17 protein-coding genes and 1 pseudogene are annotated in these 22,378 nt (G+C 37.0%); 13 read left to right on the plus strand and 5 right to left on the minus strand.

Translation table 11 applies throughout. From position 1 onward, the window contains the following. Nucleotides 1–53: 53 nt before the first annotated feature. A pseudogene (nagE, locus tag COJ96_RS06125) lies at nucleotides 54–1,490 on the minus strand (N-acetylglucosamine-specific PTS transporter subunit IIBC); the annotation flags it as partial. A 281-nt stretch (nucleotides 1,491–1,771) separates the two neighbouring features. Here nagE and nagA point away from each other — a divergent pair. From nagA to COJ96_RS06150, 5 genes are all read left to right on the plus strand, one after another. Continuing rightward, nucleotides 1,772–2,971, plus strand: a complete 1,200-nt coding sequence (gene nagA, locus COJ96_RS06130) for an N-acetylglucosamine-6-phosphate deacetylase (RefSeq protein WP_098572081.1) — start codon at nucleotides 1,772–1,774, stop codon at nucleotides 2,969–2,971. Next, complete coding sequence (gene nagB, locus COJ96_RS06135; protein ID WP_098572082.1) at nucleotides 2,968–3,705, plus strand: glucosamine-6-phosphate deaminase; 738 nt, start codon at nucleotides 2,968–2,970, stop codon at nucleotides 3,703–3,705. Before nagA ends, nagB begins: the two co-directional genes overlap by 4 nt. Before the next feature lie 31 nt (nucleotides 3,706–3,736). Continuing rightward, complete coding sequence (locus COJ96_RS06140) at nucleotides 3,737–4,459, plus strand: GntR family transcriptional regulator (RefSeq protein WP_098572199.1); 723 nt, start codon at nucleotides 3,737–3,739, stop codon at nucleotides 4,457–4,459. 26 nt (nucleotides 4,460–4,485) lie between these two features. After that, nucleotides 4,486–5,223, plus strand: coding sequence for an SIS domain-containing protein (locus COJ96_RS06145; RefSeq protein ID WP_098572083.1), 738 nt, complete (start codon nucleotides 4,486–4,488; stop codon nucleotides 5,221–5,223). 327 nt (nucleotides 5,224–5,550) lie between these two features. Continuing rightward, a complete protein-coding gene (locus COJ96_RS06150; protein ID WP_306460582.1) occupies nucleotides 5,551–6,522 on the plus strand; it encodes a CAP domain-containing protein in 972 nt (323 codons plus the stop codon). 47 nt (nucleotides 6,523–6,569) lie between these two features. Here the strand turns inward: COJ96_RS06150 and COJ96_RS06155 are convergent, their stop codons facing one another. Next, on the minus strand, nucleotides 6,570–7,835 hold the full coding sequence (locus tag COJ96_RS06155; RefSeq protein WP_098572084.1) for a sensor histidine kinase: 1,266 nt from the start codon (nucleotides 7,833–7,835) through the stop codon (nucleotides 6,570–6,572). Nucleotides 7,836–8,043: 208 nt separating this feature from the next. Further along, nucleotides 8,044–8,703, minus strand: a complete 660-nt coding sequence (locus COJ96_RS06160) for an FMN-dependent NADH-azoreductase (RefSeq protein WP_098572085.1) — start codon at nucleotides 8,701–8,703, stop codon at nucleotides 8,044–8,046. Nucleotides 8,704–9,214: 511 nt separating this feature from the next. Between COJ96_RS06160 and COJ96_RS06165 the strand changes: the two genes are divergently transcribed. Together COJ96_RS06165 and COJ96_RS06170 are read left to right on the plus strand one after the other, a co-directional pair. Further along, nucleotides 9,215–10,624 carry an MFS transporter gene (locus COJ96_RS06165; RefSeq protein ID WP_098572086.1) on the plus strand — a complete coding sequence of 470 codons (1,410 nt, stop codon included), beginning with the start codon at nucleotides 9,215–9,217 and terminating at the stop codon, nucleotides 10,622–10,624. A 329-nt stretch (nucleotides 10,625–10,953) separates the two neighbouring features. Further along, complete coding sequence (locus COJ96_RS06170; RefSeq protein ID WP_098572201.1) at nucleotides 10,954–12,333, plus strand: glycoside-pentoside-hexuronide (GPH):cation symporter; 1,380 nt, start codon at nucleotides 10,954–10,956, stop codon at nucleotides 12,331–12,333. Nucleotides 12,334–12,392: 59 nt separating this feature from the next. Here COJ96_RS06170 and COJ96_RS06175 read toward each other — a convergent pair whose 3' ends face one another. After that, on the minus strand, nucleotides 12,393–13,589 hold the full coding sequence (locus COJ96_RS06175) for an ROK family transcriptional regulator (RefSeq protein ID WP_098572087.1): 1,197 nt from the start codon (nucleotides 13,587–13,589) through the stop codon (nucleotides 12,393–12,395). Between the two features lie 257 nt (nucleotides 13,590–13,846). Between COJ96_RS06175 and uxaC the strand changes: the two genes are divergently transcribed. Both uxaC and gndA read left to right on the plus strand, forming a co-directional pair. Next, on the plus strand, nucleotides 13,847–15,250 hold the full coding sequence (gene uxaC / locus COJ96_RS06180; RefSeq protein ID WP_098572088.1) for a glucuronate isomerase: 1,404 nt from the start codon (nucleotides 13,847–13,849) through the stop codon (nucleotides 15,248–15,250). A gap of 155 nt (nucleotides 15,251–15,405) precedes the next feature. Continuing rightward, entirely contained in the window at nucleotides 15,406–16,818 is a 1,413-nt protein-coding gene (gndA, locus tag COJ96_RS06185) for an NADP-dependent phosphogluconate dehydrogenase (protein ID WP_098572089.1), read from the plus strand. Between the two features lie 104 nt (nucleotides 16,819–16,922). Here gndA and COJ96_RS06190 read toward each other — a convergent pair whose 3' ends face one another. After that, the gene (locus COJ96_RS06190; RefSeq protein WP_098572090.1) at nucleotides 16,923–18,179 is read right to left on the minus strand and encodes an AraC family transcriptional regulator; all 1,257 of its coding nucleotides are present in this window, start codon (nucleotides 18,177–18,179) and stop codon (nucleotides 16,923–16,925) included. Between the two features lie 187 nt (nucleotides 18,180–18,366). Here COJ96_RS06190 and COJ96_RS06195 point away from each other — a divergent pair, with 187 nt between their 5' ends. From COJ96_RS06195 to COJ96_RS06210, 4 genes are all read left to right on the plus strand, one after another. Further along, a complete protein-coding gene (locus tag COJ96_RS06195; RefSeq protein WP_218936501.1) occupies nucleotides 18,367–19,254 on the plus strand; it encodes a sugar phosphate isomerase/epimerase family protein in 888 nt (295 codons plus the stop codon). A gap of 2 nt (nucleotides 19,255–19,256) precedes the next feature. Further along, on the plus strand, nucleotides 19,257–20,417 hold the full coding sequence (locus COJ96_RS06200) for a Gfo/Idh/MocA family protein (RefSeq protein WP_180230000.1): 1,161 nt from the start codon (nucleotides 19,257–19,259) through the stop codon (nucleotides 20,415–20,417). Between the two features lie 68 nt (nucleotides 20,418–20,485). Then, complete coding sequence (locus tag COJ96_RS06205; protein WP_098572093.1) at nucleotides 20,486–21,490, plus strand: Gfo/Idh/MocA family protein; 1,005 nt, start codon at nucleotides 20,486–20,488, stop codon at nucleotides 21,488–21,490. 2 nt (nucleotides 21,491–21,492) lie between these two features. Next, on the plus strand, nucleotides 21,493–22,353 hold the full coding sequence (locus tag COJ96_RS06210; RefSeq protein ID WP_098572094.1) for a sugar phosphate isomerase/epimerase family protein: 861 nt from the start codon (nucleotides 21,493–21,495) through the stop codon (nucleotides 22,351–22,353). The last annotated feature ends 25 nt before the right edge of the window (nucleotides 22,354–22,378 follow it).

Consider the following 22,378-nt stretch of genomic DNA (forward strand, 5'->3'; position numbering starts at 1 on the left):
GTATAAGCATTATTTTTGGTTGTATCAATTTTTTTCACTGCATTTGGATTATTACGAAGTTTTAAAATTTCATCTGCTACGAATTGTACATTCGTTCCAACAATTACTTGAATGCTTTGCTTTCCAACGATATTAATTCCTGGTACACCAGTCGATTTAATTTTTTGTTGGTCGACTGCGTTCATGTCTTTTACTTCCATTCTTAGACGAGTTACACAATTGTCAACAGAGGTAACATTGGCATCTCCACCTAATCCTTCATAAATCTGTGCGGCTATAACAGTAAATTTACTATCACCTGTTGCAATATTGATTTCAGTAGATTCTTCATCATCCTCTTCACGTCCAGGAGTCATCAAGTTGAATTTCGTGATGATGAATCTGAATAAGAAATAATAGATTACTGCAAACACTAAGCCTTGAACCATTAACATGTAAGGATGGTTTGCTAAAGGTAATCTAGAACTTAGAATAAAGTCAACTAGACCAGCACTAAAACCAAACCCAGCCGTCCAATGGAATGCAGCTGCAATGGCTAAGGAAATACCCGTTAATATTGCATGGACGAAATATAGCATTGGAGCAACAAACATAAAGGCAAACTCAATTGGTTCTGTTACACCTGTAAAGAATGCAGCGAAACCTGCTGCCAACATTAAAGAAGCCACTGCCTTTTTCTTCTTGTCCTTCGCAGTATGGTACATTGCTAAAGCTGCTGCTGGTAAACCAAACATCATGACAGGGAAGAATCCGGCTTGATACATACCAGTAACGCCTTTAGTTCCCTTCCCAGCCCAGAAATTACCGATATCATTAATTCCGGCTACGTCAAACCAGAATACAGAGTTTAAGGCATGGTGCAGACCAGTTGGGATCAATAAACGGTTAAAGAATCCATATAAACCTGCGCCAAAAGCTCCTAAATGAGCAATGCCTTTACCAAATGATACAAGTCCTGTAAAGATAACAGGCCATATGAAGAATAGTACTGCAGAAACAGCAAGCATAGAAACAGCAGTCATGATTGGAACAAGGCGCTTACCAGAGAAAAATGCTAAAGCATCCGGTAATTTAACATGGCTAAATCGATTGTACATCGAGGAAGCAACAATACCTGAAAGAATACCAACAAAAGCATTTCCAATCTTCACAAATGCAGGATCTACCTCTTCTGGTTTAATCCCTTCGAGCAAAGCCACTGAGCCTGGTGAAAGCAGGGTTGTCACAACTAAATAGGCAACCAAACCACTTAACGCTGACGAACCATCTTTCTCTTTCGCCATCCCAAGTGCTACCCCAACAGCAAATAGGATGGGGATATTATCAATGATTGATGAACCAGCTTTAATTAGGAAGGCCGCTAGAGGACTATCCGCCCCCCAACCCGTAGGGTCGATCCAATAACCAATTCCCATCAAAATGGCTGCAGCCGGTAAAACAGCTACAGGTAACATCAATGAACGACCAATTCTTTGTAAATATTTCTTCATCACATTACCTCCTAATAGAATCTAAAAAAATAACTATAAAATAATTCATAAAAATAATATTGCGGGTGTAAGCGCTTTTCCGTTTCTAATATAACACTAAACGTTTATAGATGTCTATACCAATTAGCTAAATTTTATTAACAAACATATTCCTATGGGTTAGAAAAATATTAGGTTGAAATGGTATTATATTCATATTTTTATTATAAAGTAAATTGGTATAGACAACTATATAATGGTAATGCTAAGATTTAGATATAACCTGAAAGGAAGTATCAAAGATGATTCCAAAAGATAATCATATTTTGCTAAAGGGTATACGGGTTTATTCACCAGAACAAATAATAGAAGATGGATATATTAAAATAAAGAATCAAAAAATCATTGAAATTGGTTCATCATCTGAGTTGTTGTCTAAGGAAAACTATAAGGTGATTGAACTTCCTGCCCAGTTTAGTGCAGTTCCTGGCTTTATCGACGTTCATATCCACGGTGCAGCCGGTGCCGACACAATGGATGGAACCAAGGAAGCACTAGATATAATGGCAGCAGCATTGCCTAAAGAAGGTACAACTAGCTTTTTAGCTACTACGATGACCCAGGAAGGGAAACAAATTGAGAATGCCTTAATAAATGCCGGGAATTACATTAAAGAGGAGCACGATCCAGGTAAATCTGAAATACTCGGTATTCATCTAGAAGGACCGTTTGTGAATAGTAAAATGGCTGGGGCACAGCCGATTCAACATATAATTGATCCTGATCTTGCTTTGCTTGAAAAATGGCAAAAACTCTCTAATGAGACGATTAAACTTGTCACTTTAGCTCCAGAAAGACCGCATGGTTTAGAGATGATCCGATATTTAAAGAAGAAGGGGATTATTGCATCGATTGGTCATACAGATGCTACTTATGACGAGGTGAATGAAGCTATTGAAGCCGGAGCAAATCATGTCACTCATCTTTATAATCAAATGAGAGGGCTGCATCATCGTGAACCTGGAGTTGTGGGAGCGGCCTTTTTAAGAGAAGAATTAAAAGCTGAGATTATTGTCGATGGGGTGCATAGCCGTCCAGAAATGGTTAAACTTGCCTTTAAGCAAAAACGAAGTGATGGATTGATTTTAATCACTGATTCAATGCGGGCAAAATGTTTGAAAAATGGGAAGTATGATCTTGGCGGACAAGAGGTTTTTGTAAAGGATGGAAAAGCAGAACTTGAGGATGGAACTCTTGCAGGAAGTATTTTGAAATTGGGGCAGGCGGTAAAAAATATCATTTCATATGCGGACTGTTCACTTAAGGAAGCAATTGAAATGGCATCAGTGAACCCAGCTAAACAATTGAACCTTTATGATCGAAAAGGCAGTATTGCAGTTGGAAAAGATGCGGACATTGTTATTTTAGATGAGAATATGGAAGTTTATATGACATTATGCAGGGGAGCTCTTGCTTACAATAGGGAGGAAAATTGTAAATGAAGATTATTGAGGTCAAAGATTATCAACAAATGAGTAATAAAGCAGCTGAATATATTATAAAAAAGGTTATTCAGAATCCAAGTATTAAACTTGGTTTGGCTACAGGCAGTACTCCAGTTGGGACATATAAATGCTTAATCGACGACCATCATAAAAAGGGCACTACTTATCAAAAGGTAACGACTTTTAATTTAGATGAATACGTGGGGCTCCCGGGTGAAAATAAAAATAGCTACCGGTATTTTATGAACAACGAGCTTTTTGATTATATTGATATCAATAAAGCCAAGACAAATGTTCCAAGCGGTATTGCTGCAGATTTTCAAGAGGAGTGCCATCGATATGAGGATTTAATAAATCAGCATGGCGGTATTGATTTGCAAATCCTTGGGATTGGCAGTAATGGACATATTGGCTTTAATGAACCAGGAACTTCTTTTGCTTCCAAAACGCATATTGTAGAGTTAGCTTCTTCAACTATTCAAGCAAACGCAAGATTTTTTAATAAAATCGAAGAAGTTCCAACTAAAGCCATTACAATGGGAATTTCCACCATTATGAAAAGCAAAGAAATTCTGCTTCTCGTGTCAGGTGAGAAGAAAAGTGAAGCACTTTTTAGATTATTGAATGAGCAGATAAGTGAAAACTTTCCAGCTTCTGTGTTGAAAAATCATCCATGTGTTACAATTATTGCAGATAAAGCGGCAATAGCAGATTTAAAGGTTACAACGTGACAGTTATAAGGAAAGGATGCAGCTGGAGGAAATGATTAATAAGAATTCTCCGATTCCAATTTATTACCAAATTGAAGAATATATTAAAGAACTAATTGAAAATGGTGAGTTGCGTCCTGGTGATGCACTCCCGCCAGAAAGAGAATATGCGGAAAAATATCAGATTAGCCGGATGACAGTAAGACAGGCATTTACACAGTTAGTAAATGAAGGATTGTTATATCGATTGCAAGGTAAAGGTACTTTTGTTGCAGAAAGAAAAATTGAACAGCCCCTTCAAGGATTAACCAGCTTCACAGAAGATATGAAGGCCAGAGGATTCGTGCCTGGAAACCAATTACTTCACTTTGAAATTATTCCTGCAACAAGACAAGTAGCAGGGCAGCTTTTAATTTCTGAACATGGTCCTGTATATGAAATCAAAAGAATTCGTCTGGCAGATAATGTCCCGATGGCTTTAGAAACAAACTATATTTCAGCAAACCTTATTAAAGGACTTACAGAAGGAATTGTAAATGATTCCCTGTATAAATACATTGAAGAGCAATTAGACTTAAAAATTGATAGTGCTTCACAGATCATCGAATCATCTGTAGCCAGTCAAAACGAAGCAGATTTACTAAAGATTAGCAAGGGTGCACCAGTTATGTTAATCCAAAGAAACACTTTTCTAAAGGACAATACCCCTGTTGAATATGTTAAATCGGTCTATCGTGCAGATCGCTATAAATTTATGATCCAAATGAAACGCTGAAGACATAGTAATGGAGGTTATTTAACGTGTTCAATCATTATTTTCAAAAGCTTCACGAATTATTAAGCTTAGTTGAAAAGGATGAAACTGATGGCCTCAAAATAGCTGCTAAAAAGATCGCAGAATGTGTCCAAAACGATGGAATTGTTCATGTCTTTGGGTGCGGACATTCACATATCCTTGGAGAAGAACTTTTTTACCGTGCAGGTGGACTAGTGCCTATTAACCCTATTTTAATTGAGGACTTAATGCTTCATAAGGGGGCTGTTCGTTCATCTCAATTAGAAAAGGAAAATGACTTAGCAAAACAATTTCTAACTAGAGTGAAAATTCAACCTAAGGATGTGGTTATTGTTGCATCAACCTCTGGAAGGAATCCTGTGCCCATAGATGTAGCGGAGTTTGCTAAAAATAATGGTGCGTTTGTTATTGCAATCACATCATACGGTTATACAAAGGCAGTAACATCAAGACATAAAGATGGTAAATATTTGTATCATTCCGCTAACCTTGCTATTGATAATCATATTAAGGTGGGTGATGCACTAATGGAGCACGAGTCTATTGCTGTTAGCTTTGGTTCAGGGTCAACAGTCATTGGGACAGCAATCGTTAACGGAATCATGGTGGAAGCCATCAGCATAATGATCAGTAATAATTTTGAACCGCCAATTTTTAAAAGCGGCAATGCTGACGGTGCAGAAGAACATAATCGTGCGTTGATCAACAAGTATAAAGAACGAATTCCAATGTTGGAAAATTGAATGCAAAAAACGAAACCGACAGTTATACTGGTTGGTTTTTTTGTGGGAAGGCTGTGTTAAAGATTAATGTTGATTTTGACACTCTGTTGATTGGANNCGAAGACTCCTGCGGGAGTACGGGTCAGGGGAGACCCCGCAGAAGCAAAGCGACGAGGAGGCTCACCGGCACGCCCGCGAACCGCTTGTGCCTGGAACGGAAATCAACAGACAAGTTTAACACAGTCTATGGAAAATTAAATAAAAATGCGTTTATTTTCCACCAATACTTTCTTTGAAAAACAAGAAAAATAAAGGGGTAACATGATTTTTTCAAAGGAGGTATTTCGATTGATAAAAAAATCTTTTGGGATAGTCTTAACAGCGGTTTTAACAATGGGACTTGCTGCTTGTAATAACAATGACCATAATGACTTAAATGATCAGAATACACATGTTGGGATGAACAATGATATAAGAAATAACACCCCATATATGGATGTCCGTAATGGCAGAGATGATGGGATTGACCACAATGGTCCATTAACTGAGGATTACACCAACACTAATAACAGTCAATCGGATCTTGATGTAAATCTTTTCAATACTAAACGGAAAAACAAGAAAAATTATTACAAAAATGATGATGATATGATTTCTTCGTATCAGACATCCTTAAACAGTAACCAATATCCACATACTAGAGCGGTATTAATCCGTGATGCAAAATATCAGTATATTACGATCGACCCTAAAAATTGGGGAATGCTGCAAATACAACCATATATCCAGCAGCAAACACCGGCTGGACAGGCACCGTCGCAAGCACCTATTCACCAGCCAAAGCAAACAACACCAACACCGAAGCAAAAAGCGCCAGCACCGGCGCCAAAACAGCCAGCTACTACACAAAAAAATAATGCACCAGCGCCAACCACTGGAAATGTTAGTCAATACGTTCAACAAGTAATTGACTTGACGAATGCACAACGCAGTAAGAATGGTCTTCCAGCATTAAAAGCTGACTCACAGCTTAATGGAGTGGCACAGAAAAAATCGCTGGATATGCAGCAGAAGAATTATTTCTCACATACAAGCCCAACATATGGATCTCCATTTGACATGATGAGAGACTTTGGTGTGACCTATAAATCTGCGGGTGAAAATATTGCCCAAGGGCAACGTACACCACAGGAAGTAGTTACTGCCTGGATGAATAGTGAAGGCCATCGTAAGAATATCCTTAGTGCTAATTTTACTCATATTGGAGTAGGATATGAAGCGACTGGCAAACATTGGACGCAAATGTTTATCGGAAAATAAAGGAGTAAGTCAAGTAAACCGACAGTTATTTTCCTGTCGGTTTACTTTTAATTGGATTCGCTTTTTAAAATTGAGGAAATGGTTGGAAATTTAAAATGAAAAGTGGTCCCTGCTCCGACTTCACTTTCTGCCCAGACTGTTCCATCCATAGCACGGGCAATGCTGTAAACTACCATCATCCCTAAACCTGTTCCATTTTTTCCTTTTGTTGAATAAAAGGGTTCTCCTAAACGCTCAAGTTGCTCATTAGTCATTCCAATACCGGTATCATTGACACTGATTGTTACATAATTTTTACTGAACTTAGTGGTAATGGTTAAATATCCACCATTTGGCATTGCTTCAATTGCATTTTTGATAACATTCACAAAACATTGACGAAACTTCTGTCCGTCGCCCTCAATAAAACCAATAACTGAGAAATCAGTAATAATTTCTACTGAATTTTGATTGGCCAAAGGCTGAAGAATATTAATTATTTGCCTCAATTCACTTTTTACATTTAGCTCCTCAAGCACTTCCAAGGAGGGCTTTGCAAAAGTTAAGTAATCTTGAATAACACGTTCTGCAGAAATTAATTCCTCTTTAACAATCGAGAGGTATTCTTTTCTTTTATGCCTTGAAAGATAATCATCTTGAAGGAGTTGGACAAACCCACTGGCAGCCGTTAGTGGATTCCGGATTTCGTGAGAGATAGCAGCTCCCATCTGTTCCACCGCTTTTAATTTTTCTGCTTTAATGAGCTCCTGCTGCATTTCGTTATTTCGTCTGACAAATTCAATCCCATATGAGATAATGCCAATTCCAAGAGAGGGAATAATTAGGAATGCAAACCAAGCATCCAGCCAATAGGTATGGGTATTTTCGAAACTCATCCCAATAACCGTTATCACACCAAGAACCACACCTAAACATACCGTAACGAAAATACGCCGTCCTGGAACTTGTCTTAAAAACCACGGATATACTCGCCAGAAAATTACTCCCAAGGGTGCATATAGTACGGCCGTTTGAATTAAGCCCAAATCAAAGCCATAGAAGCCACTTATAACTATAGTGGCAACTATAAGAATTGGTCCGATTCCGATATAAAGGGCCCCCAACACTAACGGAATAATTCTTAAATCGTATCGGGCAGACGGAACAGGAGTGTAAGAGAATTGAATACACAGCCATAGCATGGCAATACAAATGATAATTAGTGAGGATTTAGAAAGGGTAAATTTTTTTTTATTATCGAAAAAAATTAAACAGAGAAATAATAATATGATAAAAATTGAGAGGTTTAAAAAAAGATGTTTCGTTATGTCCATTAACGTCACCATCCAAAATAAGGCTGTTAGGGAAATTTTACATGTATTTTCCACATTATACAACAATATTTGCATAATTTAGAAAAAATAAAATAGTGTTTCTAAGGTGAAAATGGAAGGCTTGTTTGTTACAATCCTTCCAAACTTAATTGAGCAGACATAATAATAGAGGCCTCCCTTTAAAGGGAAGCCAAAGTTATCTTGTATCTCAAACGGTAACAAGTTTAGTTGCGAAATCTTTAGCTGCAAGTCTGGCGTTTTCTTGTCCTTGTTCAAGAATCTCGGGTACCTTTAGTGGATTAATATCAAAACCTTCTGTAATAACTGAATCAGCAACCTCAATCCCTAAGAATCGCAGTGCGATTTTTAAATACCGATCACCGGACTCCAATGCTTCCATTGGAGTCCCCGTGTACTGGCCGCCTCTTGTTTGGAGATGAATCGCTTTTTTATTCATTAAGAGCCCTTTTGGTCCGTTAACTGTATGGGCAAACGTTTTTCCTGCAATAAATAGATTATCGATATATGCTTTTAATATGGCGGGTGAGCTTAAATTCCACATAGGGGAGACAAAAACAAAGTAATCAAAACTAATAAATTCATTAGCGAGATTATGCATTAGTAGTATTTTTTCTCTTTCTATGTCTGATAGTTGTTCTAAGGAATACCCGTAACCAGCTAGTTTTCCTCTTGCAGATACCAAATCTGCATCCATTTGCGGGAAATCTAATGAAAATAGATCAACTTTCTTGATTTCTACCTCGTGCCGAACTTGGTGAAAGGACTCAAGAAAAGCCTCCCCAATTTTTAGCCCTTTTGATTTCTCCAGTCCCTTCGGATTCGCAGCTATATAAAGTAATTTTTCCATATTATACACAACCTAACTAACATATTTTTCACTAAATTTATTATAAAAAAAAAATCATTGTTCAATATTGAACATTAGGTGACGTTAATGAACATTACGTGTCAAGCTATTAATTATTCGGGTTTGTAGGAGGTAATCCTAATTATGAGGAGTCTAATAATTTGCAAAATTATTTATTTAAACGCTTACAAAATCTATTGACTGATTTTATCCTCGATGATAATATACATCTATACTAATTAATTAGTTCACTAAACTAATTAATAGAAAATATTAACAGCAATACTTTTTATTTTTTTGCTGTGTTAAAGAATAATGTTGATTTTGGAACTCTGTTGATTGGAGTGGAAGGCACGAAGACTCCTGCGGGNNCAACAGACTAGTTTAACACAACCATTTTTTTTAAAGGATTTTGAAAAGGGTTTCAAGGTATTGGAAATTCAAGAGATTTAGACGGTTTTAAGGTTTGGGGTAAATTACAAAAATAAGGGAAGTAAACGGAGGGGTAGAAATGAGTCAAGTAGCTAAAAAATCCGCTGTAGAAACAGTATCTGAAAATGGATTCAGAAAGTTTGGAATGAAAGACAAAATTGGATATATGTTTGGTGACTGGGGGAATGATTTCTTCTTTATTCTAGTTGCAGCATTCTTAATGGTTTTCTATACAGATGTCTTTCATATTAATCCTGCTGCAGTCGGTGGATTATTCTTTCTTGCCCGTTTGTGGGATGCAGTAGCCGACGTTTCATGGGGCCGTTTTATAGATACAAGAAAAGCAGGGAAAAACGGCAAATTCAAGCCTTGGATATTTAGAATGTCTTTCCCGCTTGTTATTTCTGGTGTTTTGATGTTTGTACATATTCCAGGAATGTCAGATGGATTTTATCTTGCTTATGCTTACGTAACATATATAATTTGGGGAACACTATATAGTACAGTTAATATCCCTTACGGATCGATGGCGTCAGTTATCACAGGCGATCCTGTTGAACGTACTGCACTATCTAGCTGGAGAACATTAGGTGGAAATTTGGCTGGTTTAATTATTAACGTGGTTGGACCAATGATTTTATTTGTTAACAACCGACCAGATGCTAATCGCTTCTTATTAGCTGCATTACTTTTTGGTGGACTTGCACTAGCTTGTTACATGGCTTGTTATAAATTATCTGTTGAACGGATTGTAATGGATGAAACAAATAAACCACAGATGAACTTTGGACAAACAATGAAAGGTCTTGTTAAAAACAGACCATTAATCTGGTTCCTTATTGCTTCATTATTGTTCCTGGTTATCTTTATGTTAATTGGTGCAGTAAACGTGTATTTATTTAAGGACTACTTCGGAAATGCAAAAGCATTAAGTATGGTTGGTCTTTTTCAATCTATTGCAGTATTTGTAGGTATGCCATTTGTTAAACCATTAGTTGCGAAATTTGGTAAAAAAGAAGTGGCTTCTGGTGGTTTATTACTTGCTGCTCTTGTATATGGTGCTCTATATTTCCTTCCTAACTTAACAGCAACACAATTTATTGGAATTTTAACGGTTGGAATGTTAGGTTATGGCCTTTTCAACCTTGTCATTTGGGCTTTCGTTACTGACGTTATTGATTATCATGAGTATTTAACTGGCTTACGTGAAGATGGAACCGTTTACTCGATCTATTCTATGGCACGTAAAGTTGGTCAAGCAGTTGCTGGCGGTGTTGGTGGGGCAGCAATCGCAGCAGTAGGTTATAATTCAAATCTTAAAGCACAGACTGCTGATACGCTTCAAGGAATTCATACAATTGGAACTCTAGTACCAGCAATTGGAATTGGTCTTGTGTTCCTAATCATAGTATTCTGTTATCCATTAAACAAAAAGCGTACGGCACAACTTGCGGCTGATTTAGCTGAAAAAAGAAAAGGAAAACATTAATTCATATAGCATACGAGAGAAGATAGCTAAGATCTGCTTAGCTATCTTCTTTTTTGTAATGATAAGAATGTATAAGTTTTTGAACATAGATTACTGTCTAGCTCCAGCGCATTAGTGCCTTTCATGATATATCCGCTTACAAATTAGTATTGACGGAATTTGTCGATGGTGTTATTCTAACGGTGCAGACAATTAATTAGTTTATTAAACAAATTAAATTAAATTAACACGCTTTGAAACCTCAAAATATCATCTATACATTCTTGGTAGTTTTGAAAAGGGTTCCAAGTAAACGCTTTTAAATAAATAGGAAGGGAAGAGTGAAAGCAATGGAGAATAGTGTCTCAAAGAAACTTACCTTAAAAGAAAAATTTTCATATGGTTTAGGTGATGTTGGTAATGGATTTATGTTTGATATGGGGCAAATTTATTTGCTAAAATTTTATACCGATGTTTTAGGAATTTCTGCTTATTGGGGCGGGCTAGTATTTTTAATATCGAAGATTTTTGATGCATTTGCGGATTCTGCCGTTGGTGCATTCGTAGATAAGCGAAAAGTAGGTAAGAGAGGTAAGTTCCGTCCCTTCATCTTATTTGGATCGATTCCGCTTGCCATTATGACTGTTATTTCTTTCATGGCACCCGAGTTTTCAGACACTGGAAAAATAGCCTTTGCTTTTATTACTTATATGGCCTTTGGGTTGTCCTATTCTATTGTCAATATCCCTTACGGATCACTTGCAGCATCCATGACCCAAGATTCTGTGGATCGTGCCTCACTTGGCTCCTTTCGAGCGATTGGCAGCCAATTTGCACTGCTTATTTCGGGTATGGTCGTAATCCCAATTGTTCTATATTTTCCAAATGAAAGATTAGGATATATGGTAGGAATCGCTTCGATGGCGTTAGTAGGGGTAATCTTCCATTATATTTGCTACCGAAACACAACTGAAAATATTATTAGAGAGCCTCAAAAAGAAAAAGAAAAGGTTCCGATGTCAAAACTATTCAAACTATTACTTAGTAACAGACCGTTAATTGCCCTTTGTTTCGTTTGCTTGTTTATGGTTGCCGGAAGTAACCTGCGCACGGCAGTTCAGTTATATTACTTACAGTATAATTTAAATAATCCCGGTCTTATGTCTTTGCTTTCTTTTACTAGTATTGGAATCGCTGTCATTGGCTCATTTTTTATTCCAGCACTTGTTAAAAGATTAGGAAAAAAGAAAACATTCATAATCGGTCTTTTAATTGGAATTGCTGCGGATGTTGCAAACTTTCTGTTACCGGCAAACATACCGACTTTCCTAATATTGCTTACAATTGGAAGTTTGGGTCTTAGCTTTGCACTTGGTTTACCATGGGTAATGGTTGCAGATGCAGTGGACTATCATGAATGGAAAACAGGACAAAGGACAGAAGGGATTGTATATTCAAGTTATAGTTTCTTCCGTAAACTAGCGCAGGCACTTGCTGGATTTATTCCTGGTGTAGCACTTGGGTTAATTGGTTACGTTCCAAATGCAGAGCAAACTGCTAGCACACTCATTGGTATAAAAGGGTTAATGTTTCTTGTTCCAGCTGGACTAAACTTAATTGCAGCGATTATCTTAATTGTTCTGTATAATTTAACAGAGGACTTATATAAAAAGATTGTTAATGAACTTAAAAATAAACAAAAAGCTAATAATGGTTTAAAAAGCGCGTAATAATTACAAATAAAAATCCCCTTTTAGCAATTGCTAGAAGGGGATTTTCCACTGTAAAGTTAAATTGAGAGCGCGTTTTCAATTTCATTGTCTTTTAGATCATAGGGCAAATTTAGCATCGGGACATCTAGAAATTGTTTGATAGCAAGTGCACATGCTCCAAGAACACATGATTTTTTTCCGATAGTAGAAATCATTAATTCACGATAATGACTAATTGAGGAATTTAGATTTTTGCTAATTTTATGGAGCGAGTCGGGATAAATTCGCAACAATTCACTATCAAGTACGAGCACGTCTGGGTTATACATGTTAATCATATTATTCAATCCAATAGACAGATAAAAAAGGAAATCTTCCATCAATTGGTGTACTTCTTCGTCGCCTTCATTAAGCCATTTTTGAATATGTTCGTAAGTCAGATCTTTAATCTGGCGTTTTTCAGATAAATACTCAAAAATACTCGATTCAGAAGCATATTTTTCCCAACAGCCCTTATTTCCACAATTGCAAGGTTTCCCCTCTGGTACCACAATCATATGACCTATTTCACCAGCAAATCCATCATGGCCACGGAAAAAGTCATTTTTCATCATCATGCCTAGGCCGATCCCCGAATAGAGGGTGGCACATAACAGGTTGTCTGTTTCATGGTGCACATAGACCCTTTCGGCGAAAGAACTTAGATTTGCATTATTTTCAATGTAAATTGCGATATTTATTTCTCTCTCTAAATCACTCTTAAGATTAACTTCATGCCAATCAAAACGTGGAACATAGTGGATTTCTTCGTCTTTTGTAACCAGACCATGTATGGCGACAACAATTCCGACAATACCATAGCGGCTGGAAGTGTAATCTGATTTGATCCTTTTGATTTGTTGAATTAGAATCGGGAGAATCTCCTCATATTTTGTAGTATTTAATTGGATAATACTTGAAGAAACGGGACAACCAAGAAGGTCTGATATTGTAAATGATATTTGACCATAATCAAGGTCAATACCAAGTGCATAGCCGGCATCTCCATTTAATGAGAGCATAATTGGTTTTCTTCCAACCGAATAATGCTCTAGGTGTGTTTCTATAATTAGCCCTTCTTCTAATAAGTCAGCAACTTGTGCTGAGATCGTTGCTCTTGTCAAATTAGTGGCTTTGGATAGATCTGCTCTTGAAATCATGCCTTCTTTCACAATTTCTCTAATGATTAAAGAGCGATTAATTTTCTTTATATATGCCGCATCACCGGTAACCATTAATATCCTCCATTTCGGGCATTACTTTGTGTATATTCTTATTATATCAGTTCTTTAATTAATTGGACGTTTATATTCTATTTATTCCTAAATAGTTAATTGACTAAACATATTAAACATGATAAATTATGTATGTAATTAATTTGTTTAATAAACAAATTAAAATAGAATTATCTGTTAGCAAATATTTATAGATTACTGTAAGGGGTTACAGCAAGCGCTCTACGTATGAATTGTATTATAAGGAGATGGATTAGATGAAAAAATTTATGGATCAACACTTTTTGCTAAATTCCGAAGCTGCAGTAAAGTTATATGAAAATGCAGCAGCAACTTCACCAATTTTTGATTTCCATTGTCACCTAGATCCGAAAGAAGTTTGGGAAAACAAGTCATATGAAAATATTACACAAATTTGGCTTGGTGGGGACCATTACAAGTGGAGAACGATGCGCATGAATGGTGTTGGTGAACGCTATATTACAGGTGAAGCTAGTGATTGGGAAAAATTTGAAAAGTGGGCAGAGACAGTCCCTCATTTACTTGGAAATCCTGTTTATCATTGGACACACTTGGAATTAAAAATGTTTTTCGGAATTAATAAAGTATTAAGTCCAGAAACAGCTCGTGAAATTTGGGATGAATGTAATGAAAAATTACAGTCATCAGAATTCAGTGCGCGGGCTTTAATTGAGAGGTCAAACGTAAAGTTTATCGGAACGACCGATGATCCAATCTCCACACTAGAATACCATCAGTTATTGAAAAATGATGACACCTTTGAAACGACAATTGCACCAACATTCCGACCAGATGGTGCGATGTTTATTGAACGCCCAACTTTTGCAAGCTGGATTGAAAAATTGGCGGATGTTTCCGGCATAAAAACAGATTCCTTAGATGGCCTTTTATCAGCTTTAAAACAAAGAGTCGAGTATTTTCATGAAAATGGCGGCCGTGCGTCTGATCATGACATTCAAAAGATGGAATATGTAGAAACAAGCAAACAAAAAGTAGAAGCGATCTTCAATAAACGTATAAGCGGTGAACAACTTACAGATGGTGAATTGATCGCCTATCGGATTTTCCTTTTAAAAGAACTTGGAAAAATGTATGCTGAAAAGCAGTGGGTTATGCAGCTTCACATGGGAGCGCTGCGAAACAATAACACCAGAATGAAAGAATTGCTTGGGACTGATGTGGGATTTGATTCAGTTGGAGAAGCTAATATGACTGAAGGCTTGTCGAGATTCCTTGATTCTTTAGATCAAGAAAACGCACTGCCAAGAACAGTATTATTTAACTTGAACCAAAAAGATAACGTAACATTAGCTGGCATGATGGGGAACTTCTATGAAGAAGGTGTTCCTGGTAAGGTTCAATTAGGTTCAGGATGGTGGTTTGTTGATCATATCGATGGTATGGAGAGACAAATGAAGGATTATGCAAATGTTGGATTACTCAGCCATTTTATCGGTATGCTAACAGACTCGCGCAGCTTCTTATCTTATGCTCGTCATGATTACTTCCGCCGAATTCTGTGTAATATCCTTGGCGATTGGGTGGAAAAAGGGTCGGTACCAAATGACATGAAGCGTATGGAGCAAATGGTAAGGAATATCTGCTTTAATAATGCTGAAAGATATTTTTTAGAACGCTAAATAGGGCTTCACATTGACCACATTTATTTAACATGGTTGGCAAAACTATTGATGTGTATTAGCAAGAATATTTAGTTAAAAAGCACTTTTTGTTTGTATTATTGTCAGAAATATGTTTATCTAAATAGGATTATTAAATAAGAAAGAGGGATTGTATGTCTAAACAACAAATTGGTGTAATTGGTTTAGCCGTTATGGGTAAAAACCTTGCCCTAAATATCGAAAGCCGCGGTAATTCTGTCGCTGTTTTTAATCGTTCTTATGAAAAAACAGAAGAATTCTTAAAGAATGAGGCAGAAGGAAAAAACTTTGTAGGTGCTCGGACCGTTGAAGAATTCGTTAATTCTTTAGAAAAGCCTCGCAAAATTTTATTAATGGTTAAAGCAGGTACTGCAACGGATGCGACAATTGACTCCTTGAAGCCGTATCTTGAAGAAGGCGATATCCTAATTGATGGTGGGAATACATTCTTCCAAGATACAATCAGACGTAATAAGGAACTAGAGACAGCAGGGTTCCATTTCATCGGAACTGGCGTTTCAGGTGGAGAAGAAGGCGCATTAAAAGGTCCTTCTATCATGCCAGGCGGTAAAGAAGAAGCTTATAACCTTGTTAAACCTATCTTAGAAGCCATTTCTGCAAAAGTAGAGGGCGATCCTTGCTGTACGTATATTGGTCCGAATGGTGCGGGTCACTATGTGAAAATGGTTCATAACGGAATTGAGTATGGAGATATGCAGTTAATCTGTGAAGCTTATTTTATTTTGAAAAATGTCCTTGGTTTAGATGCAAAAGAGCTTCATGAGGTCTTTGCTGAATGGAATAAAGGCGAATTAGACAGCTACTTGATTGAAATTACGGCTGATATCTTTACAAAAGTGGATGAAGAAACTGGTAAACCAATGGTAGATTTAATCCTCGATACAGCTGGTCAAAAGGGTACTGGTAAATGGACAAGCCAAAATGCTTTAGACTTAGGTGTTCCACTTCCAATTATCACTGAATCTGTATTTGCCCGCTTTATTTCGGCAATGAAGGATGAGCGTGTTAAGGCAAGTCAGGTTCTTAATGGACCAGAAGTTAAGGCTTTTGAAGGCAATAAAGAAGAATTAATCGAAGCAGTTCGTAAGGCGTTATATATGAGTAAAATTGTTTCTTATGCACAAGGTTTTGCACAAATGCGTGCTGCATCAGAGGAATACGATTGGAATCTTCGTTACGGAGATATCGCAATGATTTTCCGCGGCGGCTGTATCATTCGTGCGCAATTCTTACAAAAAATCAAAGATGCCTATGATCGTGATCCTGAATTAAGAAACCTATTACTAGATCCTTATTTTAAAGAAATCGTTGAGAACTATCAGCAGCCATTACGTCAAGTTCTTGCAGTGGCGATCGAACGTGGAATCCCTGTTCCATCTTTTGCAAGCGCAATTGCGTATTATGACAGCTATCGCACAGAAACACTTCCAGCGAATCTATTACAAGCACAACGTGACTATTTTGGTGCACATACGTACCAACGTATTGATAAAGAAGGTATTTTCCATACAAACTGGATGGAATAATAACAGCAAGTTACCGAAATGAATATATGGCCAAAAGGGCTGTCTCAAAAGTGATAAATTACTCTTGGGGCAGCCCTTTTTTTTACATAGCACTTCCACTTTTCTTAGTGCCTGACACCATTCAATCCTTTTCGGAATTCAGAAGGAGTGATTCCATTGATCTTTTTAAATACCTTTGTAAAGTAGTTGACGTCGTTAAAGCCTACTAATAAAGCAATGTCTGTGATGGACAGACTTTCATTCTCCATAATTTTTATGGCTTCATTAATCCTGAGTTTATTGATGTACTCTGTTATCGATTTGCCCGTCTCTTTTTTAAATTGTCTTGAGAGTTCGTAACTATTAGATTGAATGGCATTGGATATGGTATCCAGTCTTAAATCTTGATCTAAATTTAAACGAATATACTCGATTGCTTTTCGAATTAAATGATTGAAATTTTTTAAGGAGAGCTTTTTTACAGCATCACAATATTCATAGTACATTTGCATTTGAAGGTCTAAGAGCTGCTGAATGGAAGACGTCTTTTCAATTTGGATAGCAAATTTTTCTGAAATGCTGTCGATATATACAGGATGAAGACCGCCTCTTTCAGCTGAGATTCTTAACACTGTATTGTTTACGAAAGCTAAATTCTTTCTGGATCGTAAAGGGTCATTCGGAATGCGGTCAGGGATTTTCTCAAAGAGAAACATACCTTCGTTTAATACTTTATCTAACTTTGCTCGATTTCCGCTTTCTACAGCTGACATGAGATCATTTTGAGTACGATATCTTTCTTCGATAGTAGCAATAGATGGCCTAGCGTTTATTTTTACGGCATCGGAAATCATAGGGTATTCAGAGTGCAGTGAATAATTAATTTTACCGATTGTTATCTTTCGGAGGGAAGAATCATCCCGGTTAAAATTTGAGAAAAGATAAGCAAGAAATTCGGCGATGGTTTGTGCTTTGTATGTACTAATTAACGGAAGAGATAAATAAAATTGTTCCATTATATGGCTAAGTGAAATAGAGAATTTGTTAGTAAAGAGTATGTCATGAATCATTAGAGAAGTAGGTTCCTCAAACAAAAAAGGTCCCACCACAATACTCCCTATGTAATCCTCCTGTCTATACAGTTTTGCAGAGATAAAATTAATCTTGTATGAACTAGAATGGAATAGAACATCTGGTTCAGTCGCTAAATCGTGTAGATTCAATAAACTATGAAAATTTCCAAAGTACCCTTTTAAAGGTTCAGGTACTTGATTGTGGCCAAATTCACTTATTATCTGTGATTTAAGATCGATAAAAATGGTATCAATATGGGAAAAACTGAACGCAAATTTGCATAATCTTTCAAGTTCTTGATAGGACATGCTAACACTTCCCGATTGTCTTTAATTTTCTTATTTATTATAAACATTTTACTATTATTCGCAAAATTTTACGAGAATAGAAAAACGTTTTCATTTATGATTAGAGCATAAATCATCAAATCCTGATTTGTAGATGATAGCAAAAGGTCTGTTAACAACCTATAGAAATAAGGAGGAACAGTCTGACGTGAATAATGATTTATTGATTTCAGGTTTTTCGGATGAAATTTCGTCTGATTTTGATATTCAAATAGAAGTTGTAGCGAAGTTAGGTATGCGTTACATTTCATTGCGGGGTATTGATGGGAAAAATATAGGTGACTTTACAGTCGATGAAGTTAAAGAAAATGTTCAACCAAGGCTTCAAAAAGCTGGAATCGGTGTTTCTTCTATCGGCTCACCTATTGGTAAAGTCTTCATCAATGATGAAGAAGGATTTGCAAAGCAAAAGCTGATGTTGGACACGCTTTGCCAAATTGCTATTTTATTAGATTGTAAATACATTCGTATATTCAGTTTTTATATTCCAAAAGGTGAAGTCCCCGACCAATATAAAGAAGATGTGATTAGCAAACTAAAAGAATTTGCGGCAATTGCGGAAAAATACAATGTTATTTTATTACATGAAAATGAAAAGGACATCTATGGAGATATTGCGAGAAGATGTTATGAGATTTTAAAAGAAGTTGGTTCAGCACACTTTAAGGGGATTTTTGACTTTGCTAACTTTGTTCAGTGTGGTGAGGACACACAGGAGTGTTTCAATTTATTAAAGGAAGAAATCGTTTATATCCATATTAAAGATGCAGTTACAACCGATCATGAAAACGTAGTATGTGGCACGGGTGAAGGTAAGATTCCTGAGATTCTATCCCAAGTAATAAACAGTGGTTACAAGGGCTTTCTAACACTTGAACCACATCTAGTTCTCTTTGACTCCTTAAAAGATCTAGAGCTTGAGGATGCGGCGGAGGTTATTAAGGACAACAAAGGGCTGGATGGTGTCAGCGGCTACAAGCTTCAATATGAAGCACTTCTAGACATTCTTAAAGAAATCGAAAGCGAGGGAATTTAATTATGGCAGATGTAAGATTAGGGATTATTGGATTAGGTGCAGAAGGTGGTATGTACGCTAATTTCATTTCTGAAGGAAAAGTTAAAAACATGGTGATTGGTGCGATTTGTGATAATGATCCTGCTAAAAAACAAGTAGCGGAAGAGAAGTATCCTGGTGTTCCTTTCTACGATAATTATATCGATATGCTTGAAAGTGGTGATGTTGATGCAGTCGTTACAACTGTTCCACATTATCTACATCCTGAAATGGGAATTGAATCACTAAAAAGAAACATTCATGCATTAGTGGAAAAACCAGCTGGTGTTTATACAAAACAAGTGAAAGAGTTAAACGATTTTGCAGCATCCAAGCCTGAACTTAGGTTTGCCATTTTCTTTAACCAGCGTACAAATCCACTTTATAAAAAAGTAAAAGAACTTATTGATAATGGTGAGATTGGCAGCATCCGCAATACCAACTGGATTATTACTACCTGGTGGAGACCTCAAGGGTACTACAATCAAAGTGAATGGAGAGCAACTTGGGGTGGAGAAGGCGGTGGTGTCCTTGTAAACCAAGCACCACACCAAATTGACTTGCTTCAATGGATTTGCGGCATGCCGAAAAAGGTTTATGCAAAAGTAAATTATGGCTATCAAAGAGATATTGTGGTTGAGGACGATGTGACTGCAGTATTTGATTATGGAAATGGTGCTACTGGTGTATTCGTAACTCGTACACACGATGTAATGGGAACTGACCGTTTAGAAATCCTGGGAGATAAAGGAAAAATCGTGGTAGATGATAGTAAGAAAGTAACCATTAAGCGCCTGAAACAATCTGAGAATGAAATGAGCAATTCCATGGATATGTCAGATGTTATGAAGCTGTTTATGGGCGGCGGTGCAGGTGACATTTTCACTGAGGAAGTACTTGATTTTGGTAATGTTTGGGGCGAACAGCACATTGCTGTCTTAGAAGACTTTGCTTCTTCAATTGTAGAAGGTACCCCATTATTAGCTCCTGGCAGCGATGGAATTAATGGTGTTAGACTTGCAAATGCGATGCACCTGTCAAGCTGGTTAGGCAAGGAAATAGAAGTACCATTTGATGAAGATTTATTCCTAGAAGAATTAAATAAACGGATTGCTGAAGAAGGAAAATACCCGGTTAGAAAGTAATCGAACATTTGAAACGAACTCGGGTGCAAATACGCTCCCGGGTTCGTTTCAAAAAAGGGGAGGAGCAAATGCTAAAAGTTGCGGTAATTGGACTTGGAGATATTTCTAAAATTCATATTCCAGCTATACAAGCTAACCCAAATGCCGAGTTGGCGGCAGTTTGTGATATTAATGAATCATTAAAAGATACCGTACCAGGGGTAAATTTTTATACGGATTATAACGAGATGCTTGAAATAGAAAACCTTGATGTTGTCCATAATTGTCTTCCTCACTATCTACATTATCCTGTAACAAGAGATTGTGTAGATGCGGGAGTTCATGTTTTTCAAGAAAAGCCGTTGGGCTTGAACACTGAGGAAGGAAGGGCACTGGTAAAACTAGAGGAAGGCCATAGTGAAGTTAAAATCGGAGTCTGTTTACAAAACCGTTATAATGAGTCGTTTGAAATGCTTATGGAGATTGTCAAAGGCGGCGAATATGGCAAAGTCACAGGAGTTAAAGGGCTGGTGGCATGGTATAGGCCAAAAGCTTATTATGATGTGAAACCATGGCGTGGAAAAATGGCGTATGCCGGGGGCGGTTCCATGATCAATCAATCCCTTCATACACTGGATTTAATCCAGCTAGTCGGAGGAAAAATAGAATTAATAAGAGGTTCTGTGGACCAATTATTGGATTATGGGATTGAAGTGGAAGATACAGCTTCTGCACATATACTCTTCGAAAACGGTGCAAGAGGATTATATTTTTCAACCAATGCCAATCCAGAGAACTCCAGTGTAGAGCTAGAAGTATATCTTGAAAAGGGTAAATTCATCATTAAAGACAGCATTCTCACAAGGATAAATGAAGAGGGAAAAAAGGAAGAATTGATAGAAGATGCTAAGCTGCCTGGCTCGAAATTCTATTATGGTGCCAGCCACGCGAAAACAATCAATCAATTCTATAACTGTATTTTACAGGGCACTCATGATTATGTTCATGCAAAGGATGCGCTTGTATCTATTCAAATGATTGATGCCATTCGACTATCTTCAGAGACAAAACAAAGTATTAAGATGGAGGGGTAACCATGAAAAAGGGTAAAATCGGCGTGCAAATGATGATGCTTAAAGGCAAAGTCGAAGAACTTGGTGCCTATGAAACAATGAAAAAAGTAAGTGAACTTGGCTATCACGCTGTTGAGGTATCACAGATCCCGATGACAGCTGAGAATGTCGCGGAATTAAGGAGAGCTAGTATCGACTTTGATATCAAAATAGCAGCTCTTTCAGCTGCACTAGAGCCCATGCTTCCTGGAGTGCCTGGTGAGACATTAACTAGTGATTTTGAAAAAATCGTAAATGATTGTAAGACGCTCGACTGTAATTTTTTACGAATCGGAATGCTGCCGTTAACTTGTATGGGTCACAAAGATAGAATCATGGATTTTATTGAAAAAGCAGAAGCGATGGCCCATAGATTAGCTGAACATGGAATTGAATTGTATTATCATACACATCATCTTGAATTCCAAAAATATGATGGTGAATATTTATTGGATATCATTAAAAATAACACAACTAAACTAGGTTTTGAGTTAGATGTTCACTGGATTCAAAGAGCAGGCGTAAACCCTGTTGAGATTGTTAAACAATACGCTGGACGCATTTCTTTAATTCACCTCAAAGATTACCGAATCGGACAAATGGATTTAAGTGAAGTAGACTTTAAAGATATGGCAAAATTCATGCATATCTTTACGAATACGATTGAATTTGCGGAACTTGGGGAAGGTAACCTTGATATCAAGGCAATTACTGAAGCAGGTCTAGAGAGTGGCGCACAGTATTTCTTGGTGGAACAAGATGATACCTATGGCCGCGATCCATTTGACTGTTTAGAAATTTCAGCAAAACATTTGAGAAAATTAGGATTTACTGAATGGTTTTAAATAAAATGGGTGTCAGGCACTAGGA

Origin of the sequence: Bacillus sp. AFS073361 (assembly GCF_002567005.1) — a bacterium.
Classification (GTDB): Bacteria; Bacillota; Bacilli; order Bacillales; family Cytobacillaceae; genus Neobacillus.